This is a genomic window from Mesorhizobium sp. WSM1386 (genome assembly GCF_055901595.1).
Genome location: NZ_CM148373.1, coordinates 2,000,940 through 2,020,303, shown reverse-complemented (window position 1 = coordinate 2,020,303; position 19,364 = coordinate 2,000,940). Strand labels below are relative to the sequence as shown.

At 63.4% G+C, this 19,364-nt stretch carries 17 protein-coding genes; 5 read left to right on the top strand and 12 right to left on the bottom strand.

Annotated elements, in window-relative coordinates; genetic code table 11:
• Positions 1–18 precede the first annotated feature (18 nt).
• Positions 19–930, top strand: a complete 912-nt coding sequence (locus AC0NIH_RS09915) for a LysR family transcriptional regulator (protein WP_473465160.1) — start codon at positions 19–21, stop codon at positions 928–930.
• Here AC0NIH_RS09915 and AC0NIH_RS09910 read toward each other — a convergent pair whose 3' ends face one another.
• The 8 genes from AC0NIH_RS09910 to AC0NIH_RS09875 all read right to left on the bottom strand — a co-directional run bounded on the left by AC0NIH_RS09910 (position 931) and on the right by AC0NIH_RS09875 (position 11,540).
• Positions 931–3,252 carry a Tex family protein gene (locus AC0NIH_RS09910; RefSeq protein WP_023765722.1) on the bottom strand — a complete coding sequence of 774 codons (2,322 nt, stop codon included), beginning with the start codon at positions 3,250–3,252 and terminating at the stop codon, positions 931–933.
• Positions 3,253–3,378: 126 nt separating this feature from the next.
• Positions 3,379–4,557, bottom strand: coding sequence for a serine hydrolase domain-containing protein (locus AC0NIH_RS09905; RefSeq protein WP_473465157.1), 1,179 nt, complete (start codon positions 4,555–4,557; stop codon positions 3,379–3,381).
• Positions 4,558–4,592: 35 nt separating this feature from the next.
• Positions 4,593–5,789 (bottom strand): serine hydrolase domain-containing protein, encoded by a 1,197-nt coding sequence (locus AC0NIH_RS09900; RefSeq protein WP_473465154.1) that lies wholly within the window; start codon positions 5,787–5,789, stop codon positions 4,593–4,595.
• Positions 5,790–5,852: 63 nt separating this feature from the next.
• Complete coding sequence (locus AC0NIH_RS09895; protein WP_023765725.1) at positions 5,853–6,887, bottom strand: extracellular solute-binding protein; 1,035 nt, start codon at positions 6,885–6,887, stop codon at positions 5,853–5,855.
• Positions 6,888–6,910: 23 nt separating this feature from the next.
• Entirely contained in the window at positions 6,911–7,711 is an 801-nt protein-coding gene (locus AC0NIH_RS09890) for an ABC transporter permease (RefSeq protein WP_023765726.1), read from the bottom strand.
• Complete coding sequence (locus AC0NIH_RS09885) at positions 7,704–8,624, bottom strand: ABC transporter permease (protein ID WP_473465151.1); 921 nt, start codon at positions 8,622–8,624, stop codon at positions 7,704–7,706. The genes AC0NIH_RS09890 and AC0NIH_RS09885 overlap by 8 nt, the downstream gene beginning before the upstream one ends.
• Complete coding sequence (locus AC0NIH_RS09880) at positions 8,624–9,718, bottom strand: ABC transporter ATP-binding protein (protein WP_473465209.1); 1,095 nt, start codon at positions 9,716–9,718, stop codon at positions 8,624–8,626. The genes AC0NIH_RS09885 and AC0NIH_RS09880 overlap by 1 nt, the downstream gene beginning before the upstream one ends.
• A gap of 142 nt (positions 9,719–9,860) precedes the next feature.
• Positions 9,861–11,540, bottom strand: a complete 1,680-nt coding sequence (locus AC0NIH_RS09875) for an amidohydrolase (RefSeq protein ID WP_473465148.1) — start codon at positions 11,538–11,540, stop codon at positions 9,861–9,863.
• A 259-nt stretch (positions 11,541–11,799) separates the two neighbouring features.
• Between AC0NIH_RS09875 and AC0NIH_RS09870 the strand changes: the two genes are divergently transcribed.
• On the top strand, positions 11,800–12,453 hold the full coding sequence (locus AC0NIH_RS09870) for a TetR/AcrR family transcriptional regulator (RefSeq protein ID WP_023765730.1): 654 nt from the start codon (positions 11,800–11,802) through the stop codon (positions 12,451–12,453).
• A gap of 23 nt (positions 12,454–12,476) precedes the next feature.
• Positions 12,477–13,508 carry a histone deacetylase family protein gene (locus AC0NIH_RS09865; RefSeq protein ID WP_287269848.1) on the top strand — a complete coding sequence of 344 codons (1,032 nt, stop codon included), beginning with the start codon at positions 12,477–12,479 and terminating at the stop codon, positions 13,506–13,508.
• Between the two features lie 63 nt (positions 13,509–13,571).
• Here the strand turns inward: AC0NIH_RS09865 and AC0NIH_RS09860 are convergent, their stop codons facing one another.
• On the bottom strand, positions 13,572–14,765 hold the full coding sequence (locus AC0NIH_RS09860) for a TMEM43 family protein (RefSeq protein WP_224686216.1): 1,194 nt from the start codon (positions 14,763–14,765) through the stop codon (positions 13,572–13,574).
• A gap of 507 nt (positions 14,766–15,272) precedes the next feature.
• On the opposite strand from AC0NIH_RS09860, the gene AC0NIH_RS09855 reads away from it, so the two are divergent.
• Together AC0NIH_RS09855 and AC0NIH_RS09850 are read left to right on the top strand one after the other, a co-directional pair.
• Positions 15,273–15,983, top strand: coding sequence for a helix-turn-helix transcriptional regulator (locus tag AC0NIH_RS09855; protein ID WP_023765733.1), 711 nt, complete (start codon positions 15,273–15,275; stop codon positions 15,981–15,983).
• A complete protein-coding gene (locus tag AC0NIH_RS09850; protein ID WP_473465145.1) occupies positions 15,980–16,750 on the top strand; it encodes a helix-turn-helix transcriptional regulator in 771 nt (256 codons plus the stop codon). The genes AC0NIH_RS09855 and AC0NIH_RS09850 overlap by 4 nt, the downstream gene beginning before the upstream one ends.
• A 68-nt stretch (positions 16,751–16,818) precedes the next feature.
• On the opposite strand, the gene AC0NIH_RS09845 is transcribed toward AC0NIH_RS09850, so the two are convergent.
• Genes AC0NIH_RS09845 through AC0NIH_RS09835 form a run of 3 tightly spaced genes read right to left on the bottom strand, consistent with a single transcriptional unit; the run spans position 16,819 to position 19,346 of the window.
• Positions 16,819–17,253, bottom strand: coding sequence for a hypothetical protein (locus AC0NIH_RS09845; RefSeq protein WP_013893227.1), 435 nt, complete (start codon positions 17,251–17,253; stop codon positions 16,819–16,821).
• On the bottom strand, positions 17,250–18,332 hold the full coding sequence (gene flhB, locus AC0NIH_RS09840) for a flagellar biosynthesis protein FlhB (protein WP_023778456.1): 1,083 nt from the start codon (positions 18,330–18,332) through the stop codon (positions 17,250–17,252). Before flhB ends, AC0NIH_RS09845 begins: the two co-directional genes overlap by 4 nt.
• 3 nt (positions 18,333–18,335) lie before the next feature.
• The gene (locus AC0NIH_RS09835) at positions 18,336–19,346 is read right to left on the bottom strand and encodes a flagellar motor switch protein FliG (protein ID WP_013893225.1); all 1,011 of its coding nucleotides are present in this window, start codon (positions 19,344–19,346) and stop codon (positions 18,336–18,338) included.
• Between the last annotated feature and the right edge of the window lie 18 nt (positions 19,347–19,364).

Below are 19,364 nucleotides of genomic sequence, written 5' to 3'. Positions count from 1 at the left end.
GAGCGTTAGGAATGAATGATGAGTGTCCAGCGCCGCCTTTTGCCCAACATCAGGGCCCTTGCCGCCTTCGAGGCGGTGGCCCGGCTTGGCAGTTTCACCGCCGCCGCGCAGGAGCTCGATCTGACGCAGGGCGCGGTCAGCAGGCAGATCAAGCTGCTCGAAGATCAGTTCGGCCGCCGTCTGTTCGAGCGTGACAGTCGCAATGTCCGGCTGTCGATAGCGGGCGAAATCTATGCCGACGCGGTGCGTTCGGCCCTCGGCCAGTTGCGCGACGCAGCTCTTGGATTGATGAGCAATCGGCATAGCGGCATCCTGAACCTGGCCATCTTGCCGACGTTCGGCACGCGCTGGCTGATGCCGATGATCCCCGATTTCGTGGAAAGAAATCCCGATATCACCATCAACTTCGTCACCCGCGTCGGCCGCTTCGACTTCGCCCGGGAGAGGCTGGACGCCGCCATCCACTACGGCCTGCCGGATTGGCCCGAGGCGGACTCGACGCTCCTGGTGCGCGAGACGGTGGCGCCGGTGGTGTCGCCGGAATTCCTCGCCGGCCGAGCCATTGCCACGGCGGCCGATATCGGCCGCCTGCCGCTCCTGCACATGGCGACGCGACCCGGCGCCTGGACCGAATGGTTCGAGCACCAGGGCCTGAGCGCGCCGACCGGACCGGGCATGCAGTTCGAGCAGTTCGGCACCGCCGCCCAGGCCTGCATGGCGGGACTCGGGGTCGCGCTGTTGCCGCTGCTCCTCATCACGGGTGAATTGCAGCGCGGCCAGCTCGTGCCGGCGCCAGGCCAGCCCATGCAAAGCCGCAGCGCCTATTATCTCGTCGTGCCTCACGACAAGAGAGGCCACCCGCCCGTCGCCAGTTTTCGCGACTGGTTGCTGGGCCAGCTTGAGAAGGAGCCGACCGTTCTGGCTTGGTAGCTACTTCCGCTTCAGCGCATCCGCCAGCGCGGCGCCAAACGCGCCCTGCTGGGCCGGCCGTTCCGGTTGCCGCTGCGGCATTGGCGAACGTGGCGTCGGCTTGCCGCCACCATTGTCGCGTGGCCCTCTCGATGCGCCGCCCTCGCCGCCATCCTTGCGCATGGAGAGCGCGATGCGTTTGCGCTTGATGTCGACGTCGACGACGCGCACCTTGACCACGTCGCCGGCCTTGACCACCTCATGCGCGTCCTTGATGAAACGGTCGGCCAGCTGCGAGACATGCACCAGCCCGTCCTGGTGGACACCGATATCGACGAAGGCGCCGAAGGCGGCGACATTGGTGACGGTGCCTTCCAGCAGCATGCCGGGCTTCAGATCCTTGATGTCGTCGACCCCGTCGGCGAAGGTCGCGGTCTTGAAGCCGGGACGCGGATCGCGGCCGGGTTTTTCCAGCTCGGCCAGGATATCGCGCACTGTCGGCAGGCCGAAACGCTCATCGACGAAGACGCGCGGATCAAGCGCCTTGAGCGCCGCGCTGTCGCCCATCAGCGAACGCACATCACGGCCGCAGGCGGCGACGATCTTCTTGGCCACGCCATAGGCTTCCGGATGCACCGAGGAGGCATCGAGCGGCTCGCTGCCATTGGCAATACGCAGGAAGCCGGCGGACTGTTCGAACGCGCGGGGTCCAAGGCGCGCTACTTTCAGCAAATCCTTGCGACTGGCGAAGGGGCCGGTCGCGTCGCGATGCGCGACGATGGCGTCGGCCAGCGACGCACCGAGACCCGAAACCCGCGCCAGCAATGGCGCTGAAGCGGTGTTGAGATCGACGCCGACCGCGTTGACGGCATCCTCGACCACCGCTTCCAGCGACCGGCCAAGCCGGTACTGGTCGACATCGTGCTGGTACTGGCCGACGCCGATCGACTTCGGCTCGATCTTGACCAGTTCGGCGAGCGGATCCTGGAGACGTCGCGCGATCGACACCGCGCCGCGCAACGACACATCCAGGCCGGGGAATTCCGCCGCCGCCGTCGCCGATGCAGAATAGACGGAGGCGCCCGCCTCGCTGACGATCACCTTCAACGGCTTCGGTCCGCCGTCGGACGGCATGTCGGACAGCATGTCCGCGACCAGCTTCTCCGTCTCGCGGCTGCCGGTGCCGTTGCCGATGGAAATCAGCTCGACCTTGTGCAGGCGAACGAGCCTGGCGAGTTCCGCCTGCGTGCCCCTCACATCGTTCTTTGGCGGGAAGGGGTAGACGGTCGTCGTCGTGAGCACCTTGCCGGTGCCGTCGACCACCGCCACCTTGACGCCGGTGCGGATGCCGGGATCGAGCCCCATCGTCGGCCGCGACCCTGCCGGCGCGGCGAGCAGCAGATCCTTGAGATTGCGGGCAAAGACATGGATCGCCTCTTCCTCGGCCCGCTCGCGCAGGTCGCGCATCAGATCGAGCGTCAGGTGCAGCGAAAGCTTGATCCGCCATGTCCAGCCCGCGACCTCCATCAGCCAGCGGTCGCCCGGCAGGCTGCCGCCGATGGCATAGGCATTGGCGACCATTCGCTCGACCGGCTTCACCGGCGAGGTGTCATCGGCATCGACCTCGATGTCGAGCGACAGCACCTCCTCGTTGCGGCCGCGCAGCATGGCCAGCGCGCGGTGGCTCGGCACATTTGCCCAGCGTTCGACATGGTCGAAATAGTCGGAGAATTTCGCGCCCGCCTCCTGCTTGCCGTCGACCACTCTGGCGCGCATGAAGGCGCGTTCCTTCATGTAGGTCCGCAATTTGCCGACAAGATCGGCATTTTCGGCGAACTGTTCCGACAGGATGTCGCGCGCGCCTTCCAATGCGGCCTTGGCATCGGCCACCTCTTCGCTGACATAGGCCAGCGCCAGTTCGGCGGGCACGAGCGAACGATCGGCGAGGATGGCCTCCGCCAGCGGCCCCAACCCGCGCTCCCGAGCGATCTCGGCCTTGGTGCGGCGCTTGGGCTTGTAGGGCAGATAGATGTCTTCCAGCTCCGCCTTGGTGGCGGCGGCGATGATCTTGCCCTCGAGTTCCTCGGTCAGCTTGCCCTGCTCGCGGATGGAGCCAAGGATCGTGTCACGTCGCGCGTCGAGCTCACGCAGATAGGCCAGCCGCTCGGCAAGGTCGCGTAGCTGCGTATCGTCCAGCCCGCCGGTGACTTCCTTGCGATAGCGCGCCACGAACGGCACCGTCGCACCTTCATCGAGCAGTTCGATCGCCGCGGCCGCCTGCTCGGGCCGCGCCGCGATCTCGGTCGCGATGATGGCTGCGATGCGCTTGATGTCGGATGCCATGTCATTCCCACTCTTGTCGAAAGAGCGGCGACCATAGGCGCTGACATCCGGTCCGCCAACCGCCGCGCTTCCGTCAGCCCGGCGGGTCCACAGGAAAGCACTCGCTAATTTGGTGGCAGGAGGCGTTTAGACCATCCGGCTCAGCGCTTCGAAAAACGCCACAAGCTCGAGATCGAGCGCATCGTCGACCGGCTGCGGCTGCGACGACATCTTGGCGATCACCACTTCGGTCCTGGGGTCGACATAGAGCCACTGGCCATGGATGCCGATGCCGCAATAGGCGCCGTTCTCGTGTCCGGTCTGGTACCATTTGTTGCGATAGCGCCCCTTGGGGAACAGTGGCAGCATCGCGCCGCGCTGCCAGGCTTCCGCGCTGCCGCCGGTGCTGGTCGTGTCGCGCACCCAGGCCTCCGGCACGATGCGCCGGCCATTGGCCGTGCCGCCCTGACGCATCATTTCGCCGACACGCGCCAGATCGCGCGGCGTCACCGAGATGCCGCCGGCGGTGCGTGCGGTGCCTTCCATGTCGACGCCGATAGAAGCCTCGCTGACGGCGCCGAGTGGCAGCCAGAGCTTCTCGCGCATCAGATCGTTGAAGCGCTGGCCCGAGGCACGCTCCAGCAACAGGCCGAGCAGGTCGGAATTGGGCGAACGGTAGCGGAAGGTCTGGCCATGCGGCTCGGCCAGCCGCTGCAAGGTCAGGATGAATTCGCGCAGGCTTTCGGTGCCGCCGCCCGGGTTCCACAGCGTCGCCCGGCGATAGCGGGCAAAGGCGCTTTCCGGATCGAGATAGGCTTCCTCGAAATCGAGGCTGACGCTCATGTCGAGCACATGCCGCGCACTCGCATCGCCATATGCCGAGCCGGCGGCCTCCGGAATGTAGTGCGCCACTGGCGCTTCCGGATCGAACACCCCCTCGCCTTCCAGCATCCCGGCGACAATGGCGGTCACCGACTTGCTGATCGAGAAGATGATGTGACGGGCGCCGAAATCCATATGCGGCGCGAACCAGTCGCCAATGATCTTGCCGCCTTTCATGACTGTCAGCGCGTCGGTGCTGGAGCGGACGAGAAATTCGGCCACCGTTTCCGGCGTGCTGGCGACCGAGACCTTTTCGCCAAGCAGGCCACCGAGATCTTGCATCGGTGCCTCGATGCCCCCGGCCGCCGTGACGCGCGCCGTCGGCACCAGTTCGCCGAGATTCTGGAACGACCATCGGTTGAACGGGCTCTCGCGCCAGTTGGCGAGCAGCACCTCGTTGCGACGGAAGCCGTAGCGGGTCTCGAACGCGGTCATGCCGGTCATGGCGTTTCCTCTTGGAGTCGTTTTTTCTAGGGGGCTCAGCTCAACGCGGCGGCGATGGTATGCACGGCCCTCAATGTCGCCATGGAGTAGGCGAGATTGTTGAAATCCGGATAGCTCGACAGCTTCACCACGACCATTCCCGTGTTCCAGTCGATGTGGATCATCTGCCCGAACACGCCCCGGCACATCAGCGCGCGCGAGCTGGGATCCTCGATCCAGAACTGGTTGCTGTAGCTGCCTTCCGGCAGGCTGGCGGAGAAATCGGGGCCGTGCCTGCCATTGCGTGTCGTCTCGATCCATTCGGCCGGCACGATGCCGCCGCCATTGCCGAGGATCATCTGGCCGAAGCGGCCATAGTCGCGCAACGTTGCATTGAAGCCACCATCGGCAAGCGCATAGCCGGCGCTGTCGACGGTAAAGCAGGCGCTTTCGTCGGCGCCGAGCTTTTGCCAGAGCTCTTCCGAGACCAACTGCGCCAGCCGCTTGCCCGTCACCCGTTCCATGATGAAGGCGAGCACGTCGGTCTCGATCGAGCGGTACTCGAATTTCGCGCCGTGCGGACGGATTGTGTCCTTCAAGCCCAGGATCAGGTCGAACATATGCGAAGGCCAGCGAAAGTCCGGATCGCTGCCCGGCGGCACCGGCTTCCAGCCGGTCGCGACATCGACCTGGCCGATGTCGGAGTAGCGGTCGGTGTATTCCTCGGAGAAGCGCACGCCCGTGGTCATGTCCAGCACATGTTGGACGCTGGCCCCGGCCCATCCCGTTGCCTTCAGCTCTGGCAGGTAGTCGGTCACCGCCTTGGCTGGATCGATCAGGCCACGGCCGGCCAATATGCCGAACACCGATCCGGTGACGGACTTCGCCATCGACTGCGACAGATGCAGCGTGCGCTCGTCCATGCCGTTGAAATAGCGCTCATAGGCGACCCTGCCGTTTTTGAGCACCAGGAAGCCATCCGTGTAGGTCTCGTCGAGCAGCCCCGCGAGCGTCGAAGGCTGGCCCTCGCTGCCCTCGACCGGCAGCCCTTCGAGATCGACCTCGGCGCGTTCGAGGCGATGGCGATGCCCATTGCCGCGCCAGACTTCGGCGGTCGGCAGAATTTCCCTGATGTGCTGGAACGCCCAGCGGTTCCATGGCGGCCTGTCCCAGTCGAGCTTCGGCGGCACCATGGCGGGCGGCGAGCCTTGCATGATCGGCGGCCGCGGATCGCTGTTGCGATAGGAGTCCATGAAAGCCATTCCCGGAACAAAAAGGACCCGGCGGCGTGTGCCGCCGGGTCCATCGCGTAGCGATTACTTCTGCAGCTCGGTCCAGATTTTAGTGTAGAGTTCCTGCGTTTCAGGCGGGCACATCTTCTGGAATTCGCCTTTCGGCTTGGCGTCGGCGGGAATGATGACTTCCGGCGCGTCCTTCATGTCGGCCGGCATGTACTTGTCCGAGCCGGTGATGGCGTTGGCATAGCGGTGGAAGGCCGAGAGGCCAGCCGCGTTTTCCGGATCCATGATGAAGTTCTGGAACAGCTTGGCGTTCTCGACGTTCTTGGCTTCCTTGAGGACGACGACATTGTCGCTCCACAGGCCAAAGCCTTCCTTCGGATAATTGTAGTGGATGGCCGGGTTGGCCAGCCGCTGGCGCAGCGCCGAGCCGTTCCAGTCGCTGGTTGCCTTGAAGTCGCCGGCGCCCATCTTTTCGATGGTGTTGTATTCCATGGCGATCCAGTTCGGCTTGGCCGCCACCAGGAGGTCACGTACCTTCTTCAGCACCGCCTTGTCATCGGTGCACTGCTGGCCGCCGACATATTTGATCGCCGCGAAGATGACGTCGCCCATTTCCGGGACGACATTGACCTTGCCCTTCAGTTCGTCCGGCGTGTTGAAGACAATGCCCCACGTATCGGCTGGGCCCTTATAGGCATCGGTGTTGACGACGACGCCGATCGTGCCCCAGGCCCACGGCACGGAATATTTGCGGCCGGGGTCGAATTCAGGATTGGCCCATTCCGGCGCCACGTTCTTGAAGTTCTCCATCTTGCCCGGATCGGTCTCCAGCACGAGACCTTCCTTGATCCAGATCGGCACATAGGTCTGCGACGGAACCGCGATGTCGAAACCGGTGCCGCCCTGGCGAATCTTCGCAAGCGCGGTGTCGTTGGAATCGTAGTCGGTGATGGTCACCTTGACCTTGTATTTGTCCTCGAACTTCTTGATCACGTCGGGGCTGGTGTAGTTGCCCCAATTGTAGATGTTGAGCACGCCCTCGGCGCGGGCAAGCCCCGTCGATGCGAGCAACGCCAACCCCATGGCGGTCGCTGTTGTCTTCCAGTTCATCGTTCTAACTCCCATTTCAGGTTTCAGTCTCGTTTCCTGCTGACGAAGAAAAACAACGTGACGATCGCGACCGAAAGCAGCAGGAAAGCGGTCGATATCGCGTTGATCTCGGGTGTAATGCCACGGCGGATCTGGCCGAGCATGTAGGTGGGCAACGTGTCCTGGCCGCCCGACTTGACGAACTCGGTGATGACGACATCATCGAGCGAGATGACGAAGGCCAGCATCAGTCCGGCCAGGATGCCGGGCCACAAAAGCGGCAGCGTGATGCGGCGGAAGGTCTTCCACGGCGTCGCATAGAGGTCCGCGGCCGCACGTTCCAGCGTCAGGTCCATATTCTCCAGCCGCGCCCGGATCGGCAGGTAGGCGAAGGGAATGCAGAACGCCGTATGCGCGGCGACCAGGTAGCCGATCCCCGAATAGCCGGTGAAGATCTTTATGCGCGAGAAGAAGATCAGCAGCGCCACGCCGGTGACGATCTCGGGCACCATCAGCGGCTGGTTTATCGCCGCGTATTTGAAGGTGAGGCCGGGATAGGATGCCGTGCGCGTGGTGGCGAGCGCGGCCATGGTGGCGAAGATGGTCGAGAGCACCGCCGCGATGGAACCGATCTGGAAGGATCGCAGCGTCGCATCGATGACCTGCGTGTTCTGGTATGCCGACTGGAACCACTTGAACGAAAACCCGCCCCATTCCGATGTCGAGCTGGCCGCGTTGAAGGCGTAGATGACCAGCACGATGATTGGCAGATAGAGCACGACGAAGCAGGTCGCGGCGATCGCCGTGAACCCCGGCTGGTGCTTGATGGAGAAGTTGTCAGCCATGACGCACTCCCGACTTGCCGGCATTGCGCACATAGGCAAGCAGCGCCACCATGACGATGATCATCACCGTGATCGACAGCGCCGAGCCGAGCGGCCAGTTGCGGCCCTGGCCGAACTGCAGTTCGATCAGGTTGGACAGCATCATGTTCTTGCCGCCGCCAAGCACGCTCGGCGTCACATAGGCGCCGAGTGCGGGGATGAAGACCAGGATCGAGCCGGCGATGACGCCGGGTTTGACCAGCGGGAAAATGATCTTGCGCAGCACCTTGAAGCGTGTCGCGTAGAGATCATAGCCCGCCTCGACCAAACGAAAATCGAGCTTCTCCATGCTGGCATAGATCGGCAGCACCATCAGCGGCAGGTAGACATAGGCCATGCCGACCAGGATCGCCGTATCGGTGTAGAGGATCTGGATCGGCGCCGAGACGATGCCGAGCTTCAAGAGGATCGTGTTGATGATGCCTTCGTTGCGGATGATCTGCAGCACGGCGAAGGTACGGATCAGGAGGTTGGTCCAGAACGGGATGGTGATCAGGAACAGCCAGAGATCCCTCGTCTTCTCGCTGCGCGTCGCCATGAAATAGGCGGTCGGGAAACCGAGCGCCAAGGTCGCGAGCGTCGTCACCACCGCAAGCTTGACCGAACGCCAGAGGATGGTGACATGCGCCGCAGCGAGCGAAAGCGTGTCGTCGAAAATGTCGCGCTCCAGCAGCACCGATGTCCAGGCGTTGGACGAGAACTGCCATTTCACGTCGCCATAGGCGCCGGGCGTCAGGAACGAATAGACAAGCACGATCAGCAACGGGCCGGTCGCGGCAAACAGAATGACCAGCAGCGCCGGTGCTGACAACAGCCAGCGGTCACGCACATCGCGCCGCTCCGCTGCCTTGGCGACTTCTTCCGCGGTCGCCATCAGTCCCTCAGCACTTGCGCGGCGTCGTTGCCGATCATGATGCCGACCTTGTCGCCGCGTTCGAAACCGCAGCCGGCGCTGCGCGTGTTCTGCTGGCGCACGGTGAAAGCCTCGCCGCTGTCGAGCTGGACATGGATATGCGTATCGGTGCCGAAATAGACGATGTTTTCGACCGTGCCCGCGAGGTCGCCCTTGTCCTTCGTCAGCTTGGCATGCTCGGGCCTCACCACCACGGTGGCGTTGTCCTTTGGCTGGAAGCCTTCGGCAATGGTCGCCTCGATGGCCGTGCCGGATTTGAGCGTCGCGCGCGCCCTTCCGTTGCCGATGCCCGATATCGCTGCGGTGAGGAAGTTGGTTTCGCCGATGAAGTCGGCGACGAAGCGTTCCGCCGGCTTGTCGTAGATGTCCCAGGGCGAGCCGACCTGCAGGATCTTGCCCGACGACATCACCGCGATGCGGTCCGACATCGTCAGCGCTTCTTCCTGGTCGTGGGTGACGAAGATGAAGGTGATGCCGGTCTCGTCCTGCAGCCGCTTCAGCTCGATCTGCATTTCCTTGCGCAGCTTGTAGTCGAGTGCGGACAGCGGTTCGTCGAGCAACAGCACTTTGGGCTGCGGCGCCAGCGCCCGGGCCAGGGCCACGCGCTGCTGCTGGCCGCCGGAGATCTGGCTGGTGCGCCGGCCCGCCAGCGCTTCCATCTTGACCAGCTTCAGCATCTCGGCGACGCGCGCCTTGATCTCGGCCTTGGGCTTACCCAGCATTTCCAGGCCGAAGCCGATATTGTCGGCCACCGTCATGTGCGGAAACAGCGCGTAGGACTGGAAGACGGTGTTGACCGGCCGCTTGAAGGGCGGCAACGGTGCGATGTCCTGGCCGTAAAGCAGGATCTCGCCGGCGGTTGGAAAATCGAAGCCGGCGATCAGCCGCAGCAGCGTGGTCTTGCCGCAGCCGGATGGTCCCAGCAGCGTGAAGAACTCGTTTTCGCGGATGGTCACCGAGACCGTATCGAGGGCAGCGACCTGCCCTTCCCCTGATCCGAAAATTTTACTGACGTTTACGACTTCAATTGCATTCCGATCCGGTTTTTCCGGCACGATACGCCTCACTGTTGACCCCGCTCTTGCTGGCGAGGTTTTTCCCCTGTTGGATGTGACCACACGGCCGGTAGGTTGGCAAGTCCGGCATTGAATCACAGTTCAGTAGTCATTCATCCGGCTAGCAAGCCGCATGCCATTGTCAGGCCTGGTAGGTGACCTTGCCGCCGCAGATCGTCGTCACCGGCCGCAGTCTGTGCAGTTCGGCCGGCGCGGTCCTCTCGATATCATCGGACAAAACCACCAGATCGGCCATATAGCCTGGTTTCAGCATACCCTTGCGGTGCTCGGCGAACTCCGCATAGGCACCCTCCACCGTGTACGCGGTGAGCGATTCATGCAGCGAGAAGCTCTGGTCCGGGTCGCTTTCTGCCCATGGTTTGCGCATCACTGCCGCCTGAATACCCAGGATCGGATCGATCGGCGACACCGGCCAGTCCGATGCGAACACGACATGCGCGCCGGCATTCTTCAAGGTCCGCCAGGCATAGCTCAGCGGCCAACGGGCCGGCCCGATGCGCGACACGGTCGGCTCCAGCGGAAAATCCATGGCGCCGGGCGGATGCGGCGGCTGCATGGAAGCGATGACACCGAGTTCGGCGAAGCGCGGCACGTCCGATGTGGTTATGACCTCGATATGTTCGACGCGATGCCGGCTGTCGCGCTTGCCATTGGCCTTTTGCGCCGCCTCGTAGCCGTCGAGCACGGCGCGGACGGCGCCGTCGCCGATCGAGTGCACGGCGATCTGCAGTCCACGTCTGTCGACGGCAACCGCCAGATCGATGAACTGCTGCGGCGTGAACAGTGGCTCGCCGACCCAGTCGGTGCGATCGGCATAAGGCTCGACCATCACCGCCGTCCAGGAATCGAGCACGCCATCGTAGAACACCTTGACCATGCCCGAGGACAGCCACTCGCTGTTGTAGCGCTCGGTCATCACGGACGCCTTGTCGAGCATGTCGAGCGTCATGAAATTCTTGTAGTGGAACGGGATCTGGACGCGGCAGGGCAAGCCTTCCGCGGCCTCGATCTCGGCCAGCAGCTCAAGCTGGTAGAGGTTGCCGTCCATGTTCTGGATCGAGGTGATGCCGTGGCGCGCGCACCAGGCAAGCCCGCGCCGCATGATGTCACGGTCGGCGGCGCGTTCTTCCGCCGAAGGCATCGGATCCGGCTCGCCGCCTGTCGCCAGCCCCAGCCGCACCCGGCTCTCGCCGGCAAGGTCGAGCACCGGACCGAAGGCCTCGCCCTCGCGCAATTCACCGGCGGCCAGGCCATCGTAACCCATGACGATCTCGTTGCCCGGACCAAGCGTGCGGCCGTGCAGGATGCCGGCCATCTCCAGCGCCCTGGTGTTGGCCCACATCGTGTGATGGTCGGGCGCGGCCATGCAGAAGGGCCGGTCCGGCAGGATTTGATCGAGATGGTGGCGCGTCACCCGCTCGCTTCCAAGCACGGTATAGTCGACGCCCTGCCCGACCAGCATCGCGGCATTGGGCCGTGTCGGCGCATAGTCGCGGATAGATTTTTGCAACGTCTCGAAGCCATGGACACCGCCAAGCTGAAGATGCGCGAGCTCGGCCCCGCCGGAGAAAAGATGCATGTGGGCTTCGATGAAGCCCGGGATCACCGAGCCGCCCTTGGCGTCGATCACTTTTGTGGCCGGACCTTTGAGCTCTTCGATGGAGGCCCGGCTGCCGATGGCGACGATGGTGCCGTCCTTGACGGCAACGGCCTCGGCGGTGGGATTGTCATCGTCCATGGTCAGCACATGACCATTGATGACGATCAGATCCGCATTGTGACCCGCACCTGTGACAGACATCGCGACTCCGCGCTTTTGACGACTGACTGAGACCGGCAATCCTCTTGTCCGACAAGCTGCCACGTCACCGCAGCGGCGCTATCGGACGAAAAATGATGCCAGTGCGCTGTCTCTGGAAATTCCCCTTGTGATCCCTGAAAACAGCGTGGATAAAAGAATGCGACTAATTATTCGCGTTTGTCAACGTACCGAATTTCGAATGTATTGGACAGCACCTGCACCCGTATTGAGACCCGGCAGGGAACGAGGACATCAAGCAGTGAAGCGCAGTCTCAGCCGCGAAACCAGGATGGCGCTCGAACCGCGCAAGCAGCCGCGGCAACAGCGGTCGAGCAAGGTGGTCGACCGGATTCTCGACGCGGCGCTGGTCTTGACACGGGAGCAGGGAACCAAGGCGCCGACGACGCTCGCCATTGCCCGGCGCGCCGGCCTGTCGGTCGGTTCGGTCTACCAATACTTTCCCAACAAGGAAGCCATTCTCCTGGATCTCGCCCGACGCTGGCTGTCCTCCTTTCCCGAGGTGATCGCGAGGCGCATCGAGGTCGCCCCGCCCACCAACCGCGACGAGTTTCGCCAGGAAGTGCGCAAGCTCTTCATCGACACGTCCACGCTCTATCGCGACAACGCCACCCTGATGCCGGTGATCGAAGCCATTTCCGGTAACGCCGACCTCAGGCCGATCCAGGACGAATATGACGAGCAGATCATCGCGCTGTACGCCGCATGGCTGCAGCATGTGAATCCGGCCCTTGAAGACGAGATCGCCAGCCGGCTCGGCGTGCTGATGATGGATGTCGGGCACGCCTGCCGGCTCGTAGGGCTGAAAAGAGATCGCAAGACATACGACCTCATCGAGGACGATGTGGAAAGAATGTGGCTCGCTTTGGTGACCCCCTATCTCAACCTTGACTGATTTCGCATTTCGAGAGGAATTTTATGAAGACTGTCTATTCGCCGCTTCATGCCGGTCATGCCGGCCAGATGGAACTGGTCACATCGGCGATCGTGCCGGGTTTTGAAAAGCCCTCGCGCGCCGAATTCATCAAGGCGCGGGTCGAAAGCGAGAAGCTCGGTCCGATCGTCCTGCCGCTCGAGCACGATCTAGCCGCCGCCAAACGCATTCACAAATCGGACTATATCGACTTCCTGCCGACGGTCTGGCCGCAATGGGTGGCCTCAGGTCACGAGGGCACGGCCATGCCCTTCACCTGGCCGACGCGCGGCCTGCGCGGCGACGTGCCGCCGAAGCGTGTCGATGCGCTGCTCGGCTACTATTCCTTCGATGCCGGCGCCACCTTCGTCGAAGGCACGTGGGCGGCGATCAAGTCATCCTATGACGTGGCGCTCACCGCCGCCGGCCTGGTCAAGGCCGGCGAAAGGTCCGCCTTCGCGCTCTGCCGTCCGCCCGGCCATCATGCCGGCGCCGGCTTCATGGGCGGCTATTGCTACATCAACAACGCCGCCGTCGCGGCGCAGTGGTTCCGCGATCAGGGTGCCAAGCGCATCTCGATCCTGGATGTCGACTATCACCACGGCAACGGCACGCAGGAGATCTTCTATGACCGCGCCGACGTGCAGGTTCTCAATCTGCATGGCGACCCGATGGTCGAATATCCGTTCTTCCTCGGCCATGCCGACGAGCGTGGCGCCGGCGCGGGCGAAGGCTTCAACATCAACTATCCGATGCCCTTCGGCACCGGCTGGGACGTCTGGAACGCCTCGCTGGAGGACGCCTGCGCCAGGCTCGCCGCCTACGCGCCCGACATCGTCATCGTCTCGCTCGGCGTCGACACCTTCGAGAAGGACCCGATCAGCCAGTTCAAGCTGACCAGCCCCGACTATCCCAAGATCGGCCGCCGCATCGCCAAGCTCGGCCTGCCGACGCTGTTCGTCATGGAAGGCGGCTATGCCGTCGAGGAGATCGGCATAAACGCCGTGGGCGTGCTGACCGGTTTCGAAGATCGGTAGCCTTCTCGCAAGCACAGCGACAGGCACGAAAGAAAAGGGCGGCGCGGCCGCCCTTTTTGCAGGCTACGCCGCGGTGCCAGTGCTTGGCGCGGCCATCGGCGCCACTGGCTTGCGTGACCGGCCGAGATAATAGACCGTCGCCGCAGCGATGACGCCGGCGGCCAGGATGCCAACCGCCAGAACCGGCCGATACCAGAACCAGGCAATCGCGATTGTCGTCGTGCCGACCAGGATCGCCAGGAAGAAGGCGATGATGCCGGTTCCCATCCGCGCCATGCTGCCGAGGAACGGGATGACGTCGAGGATCACGCCAATCGGGCTGAGGAACAGGGCAAAGCCGATCGTCAAGAGCAGCAGGCCAGCGGCACGCAGCAGCCAGGTGATCAGCGTGTTGGCGCTGACCGCCTCGGCGAACATCTTGTCGGCCGGTACCTGGCCCATATCGACCATCAGCAGCGCATCGCCTGCCTCGGTCTGGTAGGACTCGAACCGGCTGCCGGCCTGGCGCGCGACAATGCTCACCACGCCGAGCGGCGCAAGCTCGTAGCCGATGCGGTAATCGCCGAGCGCCGGCGTTGTGTTGTCGGTACCGAGATAGATCCTGCCGTCGACGATGCTGAGCGGCTTCGTACCGGTGTAGGCGGCCTTTATCGCGGCCGATTGGCTTGGCGATAGCGAAAGATCCTTGTCGCCCTCGATGCGATCCAGCACCGGCGCATCGAGATCGAAGGCGACGAGCTTGCCTTCCGGAATCTGGAAGGTCCGGCTGTGGATCGCCATCGGCGGATTCTGATGGCCATCAGGCTTCTTGAAATCCGACGAGTCGATCTGGCTGTCGTCCCACACCTTCGAATAGCTGTAGGTCGTCTCCGTCTCCTCGCCGCCGCCGAGCTTCTTGGTGGTCTCGGATTTGGAGTCCTCCTTCCACTGATACATCTCGACGCTGCGCGACAGGCGCAGGCCTTGCGCAGCGATCCCGAAATCCGGATCCGACAGCCCGCTATCGGCTGTCACCGGCCCGCTGACATGCACCAGTTTGCCGTCATTGGCGGCGTCGACACTGTCGGCACCGGCCGAGACGACGGCGCCGGCGCCCTCGGCCAGCGAGCGCGCCGTCTGCACCGCGCGGCCTTCGTTCCAGAACAGCCCGATCACCATCAGCACGACCAGAAGCAGGCCGAATATGACCCCGCCGACAGCGCGCTTGATCCGCCCGAACCACGAGACGGATGTAACTTCCCGAAATGAATCGCTCATTGTTTCCCCCGAAACCGGACCATGCCATGAGCCTGCGTACGACTGCCCCGACGACTTCGTCAAACATGCCGTCTACAGGCTCGATTGCCGGAGATGCCCACCCCTTCGGCATTTCGAATCTATCGCAACGGGCGGGCCGCCGATATGGCCGGCTTGCGCAGTCCCGACATTTTCACGCCTCGAAGGCTACGAAAATCGCCTCCTGAGTCGCACCTCGAGTCCATCAGATTCGATTTTGTCAAATCGCGTTTGATGTCGGATTCATCTGCGGGTAGATTAGACCCGAATCAGCCGGTCCTCGGGGGGCGCGGCGACCACCCAAAGTCTCACGTTCCGGAAATTTTCCGGCGCCAGACGCGGACGGCTTCGCGTTCCCTGAATGGATTCCGTCTGATTGGGCGCGGCCCCGCGCCTCGTGTGTGTCTCGTAAAAGTAACGCGTTTTCGGGTTCGGCGGCTGGCTCTCCAGCATCCGGACATCAGAATCGATTCCGGCCAAAAGCAACAGATGAGCAGTCCCGCCGCGCTTCTTCAATCCGACACATTAGGCTCGCGCCTGACGTCGCGCGGTGATCTCACCAGCTTTTTCATGGAATTGACCGCCGAGATCGGCGCTGACAGCTACATGCTGGTCGCCATCGTCCATGACCAGGACCGCAACGACGCGCGCATCGTCTCCTCGAACTGGATATTCGACGCCATCGAATTGATCGGCAAGCGGCTGATCGCCGGCCTTGCCCAGGGTGCTCTCACCGTTGCGCCCGGTATCCGTCCAAGACCGCTGGTGGCGGCGCAGGCGCCGGATGCGGATGGACTGGTCTCCGGCGAAGAGGCGCGCCTGCTCGACGTACTGGGCCATGCCGAGATCTATTCGCTGCGGCTGAATGTCGGTCGTCAGCGCCTGTTCGCCCTGTTCTCGGCGGCAAGTGCCGGCAAGATCGACCAGCCGGCGCTGATGAAGGCGCAACTGAAGTGCTGCTATGCGCTCTCGCACATTCCGCAGTTGATCGCCGCCGCCGCCATGCAGGATCCGCTGTCGGACCGCGAGCGCGAATGCCTGTTCTGGGTTTCGGAGGGCAAGACCACCGATGAGGTCGCCGTCATCCTTGGCGTCTCGTCCAACACCGTCAACAGCTACATCACCCACGCCATCCAGAAGTTCGCCGCCAGCAACCGCGCGATGGCAATCGCCACGGCGATCAGGAGTGGCATCATTTGAAAAACGCCGACATTAAGGAAGCAGCCGAAGCCCTTTTCAACGAGCAGCGCAACCCGTTCGGCGCCTTCTCGCTCGGCTCCGAAACGCATCACGCGGTCACCATTCCCGATGCCGTGCGCCGCTGCCGCTGGATATCGGTCGACATCAACGCCTCGGCCTTCGGCCTGTTCTTCGTCAGCCCGTCACCGGAGCGGGCACGGCTGGTCCCGTGTTTCGATTCCGACTATCCCGGCATCGCGGTGGCGACGAAGTTCATCTCAGGCGCCAATGGCGAGGAGATCGTGCGCCATACCCGCAACTCGACGGAGCCGCGCTGGTGGACGGATGACGGCGTCGCGGCGATGGCTGAGATGTTCGGCAAACTCGCCTGGACCGAACAGATCGCAGCGCTGGCGCCCGGCACCAGCGGTATCGCCCTTCCCGTCCATGCCGACCGCGGCCAGTGCGGTCTCGTCGTCTTCCTCGGATCGGAGATCGCCCTCCCCCAGGATACGCTCTACGAAATCCATGCCCGCTGTTTTTCGCTGTTCGCCGCTGTCGCCCGGATCCGCCCCAGCGATGCCGGCAGGATGCGCGCCATCTCCAAGCGCGAACTCGAATGCCTGAAGCTGACCGCCAACGGCAACACCAGCGAAGAGATCGCGCGGCTGCTGAAACTGTCGGTGCACACCGCCAACCAGTACCTGACCCAGTCGACGCAGAAGCTCAACGCAGTCAACCGCAACCAGGCGGTGGCCAAGGCGCTACGGCTCGGTTTGATCGAGTAGCGGTCAAGGTCTGTTGAGGTTCAGGTATCAGCGATTTGCAGGCCGGCATCACCTGAATATCAATAGGCCTAGAAGGCCAGCGGCTCGACCCTGCGGATACGCGCCTCTTCGATCACGGTCTCGAGCAAGGCCGTATTGTGCTCGGGATCTTCGCCCGGCTTTTCGAACGACACGTAGTTGACCACGACCGAGTTGCCGTTCTCGCTCAGCGTCAGCTGAAAATAGACCGTCGCCCCGGGTGGCCGCAGTTCCAGGTCGAGCACGATGCGCGGGCTGCCGCTCCAGTCGACATGCGCCTCGCCACCATGGCCGAGCCTGAGCGTGCCGGGCATGAAGAACAGCTCCGCCGCTGAATCGACCAGGTCCGACAGGCAGGCGAAATGCTCCAGCCGGATGAAGGCGATATAGTCGGCGACATCGATCAGCCTCAGTTCGCCCACCACTTGCTCGATGGCGCTGGCGACGATGATCTCGCGGGATTTTGCGTGCGGTTGGCGATTCATGAAATCTGTCTGCGCTCAGCCTTTTTCGAGTAGACGATCCGCACCAGTTCGGCGACGGCTTGGTAGAATTGCGACGGGATCACATTATCGACCGAAACTTGCTTGTACATGGAGCGGGCGAGCGCCACGTCCTCGAAGATCGGGATGTTGTGTTCCCTGGCGATCTCGCGGATTTTCAGCGCCACCAGATCCTGCCCCTTGGCCACCACGAGCGGCGCCGAATCCTCGTCGCGCACATATTTCAGCGCGATCGAGAAGTGGGTCGGGTTGGCGATGATCAGCGTCGCGCGCGGCACCGCCGTCATCATCCGCTTGCGCGCGCGGTCGCGTGCCAGCGAGCGCAGCCGCGACTTGACGATCGGGTCGCCCTCGGACTGCTTGAACTCGTCCTTGACCTCCTGCTTGCTCATGCGCAGGTCCTGCTTCCAGTGGAAGCGCGACCAGACGATGTCGATCGCCGCGATCAGGCCCATGACGAAGACGATCGCCACCAATATGTCGACCGCGATGCCGCGGATGACGAGGCCGAAGGCAACGGGATTGGTGATCATCCCGGCAAGCAGCTTGCGGTGATCTTCCGACAGCGTGAAGGAGAGCACGGCAATGGCGAAGCCGACCTTTCCCAGGGATTTCAGGAACTCGACCCAGCCCTGGACACCGAACATGCGGTTCCAGCCCTTGACGATCGAGATGCGCGAAAACTGCGGCCTGATGCGCTCGCCGACGATTTGCGGCATGTTCTGCAGCACCGAGGCGCCGATGCCGGCGACGGTCAACAGCACCAGCAGGCTGACGAGGGCGCGGCCCACTTCCAGCATGACGAGTTTATAGAGCGCGATGACATCGGTCTCGGTGTCCATCGGCCAGGCTTCCGGCTTCTCGAGGAACGTCGCCAGGAACATGCCGAGGTCGATGATGGCATCCTTGGCATAGAAGACGGTGAACACCAGTATGGCGACGAAGGAGGCGAGAAGCGCGGTTTCCCTCGAATGGGGCAGCTTGCCCTGTTCGATGGTGTCGCGGATCTTCTTTTCCGTCGCCTCCTCGGTTTTCGAATCCTTGTCGACGGCGTCGGACATGCCTTAGGCGGCGTCCTGCGTCGAAGGAAGTTCGAACGCGCCTTCGCGCGACAGACGGATCGTCGTCGTCACGATGGTCTTGCGTGCCGCCGTGATGTCGGCGGCGGGAATGCCTTCCGACCCCTCCCCGAGTTCGGCTTCGATCATCCGTCGCGACCGTGCGCCGATCGCCGACAGCACCGCCTCGGCGAGCGCCGCAGACGTGCCGCGCAACGCCAGCGTGACAAGTTCGGTCGACAGTCCGTCGAACAGCAGCACGCGTGCCTTCTGCGTAAGCAGCGGCAGGTCGTCGAAAGCGAACAGTCGCGCGCGCACGCCGTCGAGATCGGGCGTACCGGCGGCTTCCAGATCCTGCATGACCTCCTCGAGCAGCGGCTTGTCCAGTTCATTGAGCACGCTGGCGACGCGTGCCTGCCCCACCGACGTATCCTTGGTCGAGGTCTCCGCCAGCACGCTGGTGCGCAGCCGGTTCTCGACAATCCTGGCCGCGGCATCCGGAACATTGGCCATGGTCACCATGCGCTTGATGATTTCGCCACGCATCGGCTTGGTCAGCGTCAAAAGCACCCCCGCCGCCGTCTGCGGCGCCAGCTTCGACAGCACCATGGCCGCTGTCTGCGGATGTTCGCCGGCCAGGAACGTGCCCAGCCGCGCCGGCTCGAGCTTCTCGAGCTCGGGCCAGATCGGTGGTGGGCCTTCCGGAGCGACCTCGAATTTCTTGTCGCCCATGATCGCGCTCATCTCTTCGGGCGAGAGCGATTCATTGAGGATCGTGTCCATCCTGTCGGCGGAATCGAGCAAGCCCGCGCCCTCGGTGAATTCGGCCTCGAATTCGGCGACGATGCGCTCGAGATCGCTCTGTGGAATGGTCCTGAGCAGCCGCGCACCCTCGATCAGCGCCTTCAACTCCTCCTGCTTGAAAAATTTCAGGAGACGGCTGGCCGACGGCTTGCCCATCGCCACCAGGATGGCGGCCGCCTTCTGCGCGCGCGTCAGGGTCGCCGGCGTCGTCATATTGCCTCTCGCCTCCGC

What these genes read in the sequence shown, in the direction of transcription:
- AC0NIH_RS09915 (WP_473465160.1), top strand. Translation starts at nt 19, where the DNA reads ATGAGTGTCCAGCGCCGCCTTTTGCCCAACATCAGGGCCCTTGCCGCC.
- flhB (WP_023778456.1), bottom strand. Translation starts at nt 18,332, where the DNA reads ATGTCCGACGCCGTCGACAAGGATTCGAAAACCGAGGAGGCGACGGAA.
- AC0NIH_RS09875 (WP_473465148.1), bottom strand. Translation starts at nt 11,540, where the DNA reads ATGTCTGTCACAGGTGCGGGTCACAATGCGGATCTGATCGTCATCAAT.
- AC0NIH_RS09885 (WP_473465151.1), bottom strand. Translation starts at nt 8,624, where the DNA reads ATGGCGACCGCGGAAGAAGTCGCCAAGGCAGCGGAGCGGCGCGATGTG.
- AC0NIH_RS09865 (WP_287269848.1), top strand. Translation starts at nt 12,477, where the DNA reads ATGAAGACTGTCTATTCGCCGCTTCATGCCGGTCATGCCGGCCAGATG.
- AC0NIH_RS09845 (WP_013893227.1), bottom strand. Translation starts at nt 17,253, where the DNA reads ATGAATCGCCAACCGCACGCAAAATCCCGCGAGATCATCGTCGCCAGC.
- AC0NIH_RS09835 (WP_013893225.1), bottom strand. Translation starts at nt 19,346, where the DNA reads ATGACGACGCCGGCGACCCTGACGCGCGCGCAGAAGGCGGCCGCCATC.
- AC0NIH_RS09890 (WP_023765726.1), bottom strand. Translation starts at nt 7,711, where the DNA reads ATGGCTGACAACTTCTCCATCAAGCACCAGCCGGGGTTCACGGCGATC.
- AC0NIH_RS09910 (WP_023765722.1), bottom strand. Translation starts at nt 3,252, where the DNA reads ATGGCATCCGACATCAAGCGCATCGCAGCCATCATCGCGACCGAGATC.
- AC0NIH_RS09855 (WP_023765733.1), top strand. Translation starts at nt 15,273, where the DNA reads ATGAGCAGTCCCGCCGCGCTTCTTCAATCCGACACATTAGGCTCGCGC.
- AC0NIH_RS09900 (WP_473465154.1), bottom strand. Translation starts at nt 5,789, where the DNA reads ATGGACTCCTATCGCAACAGCGATCCGCGGCCGCCGATCATGCAAGGC.
- AC0NIH_RS09895 (WP_023765725.1), bottom strand. Translation starts at nt 6,887, where the DNA reads ATGAACTGGAAGACAACAGCGACCGCCATGGGGTTGGCGTTGCTCGCA.
- AC0NIH_RS09860 (WP_224686216.1), bottom strand. Translation starts at nt 14,765, where the DNA reads ATGAGCGATTCATTTCGGGAAGTTACATCCGTCTCGTGGTTCGGGCGG.
- AC0NIH_RS09905 (WP_473465157.1), bottom strand. Translation starts at nt 4,557, where the DNA reads ATGACCGGCATGACCGCGTTCGAGACCCGCTACGGCTTCCGTCGCAAC.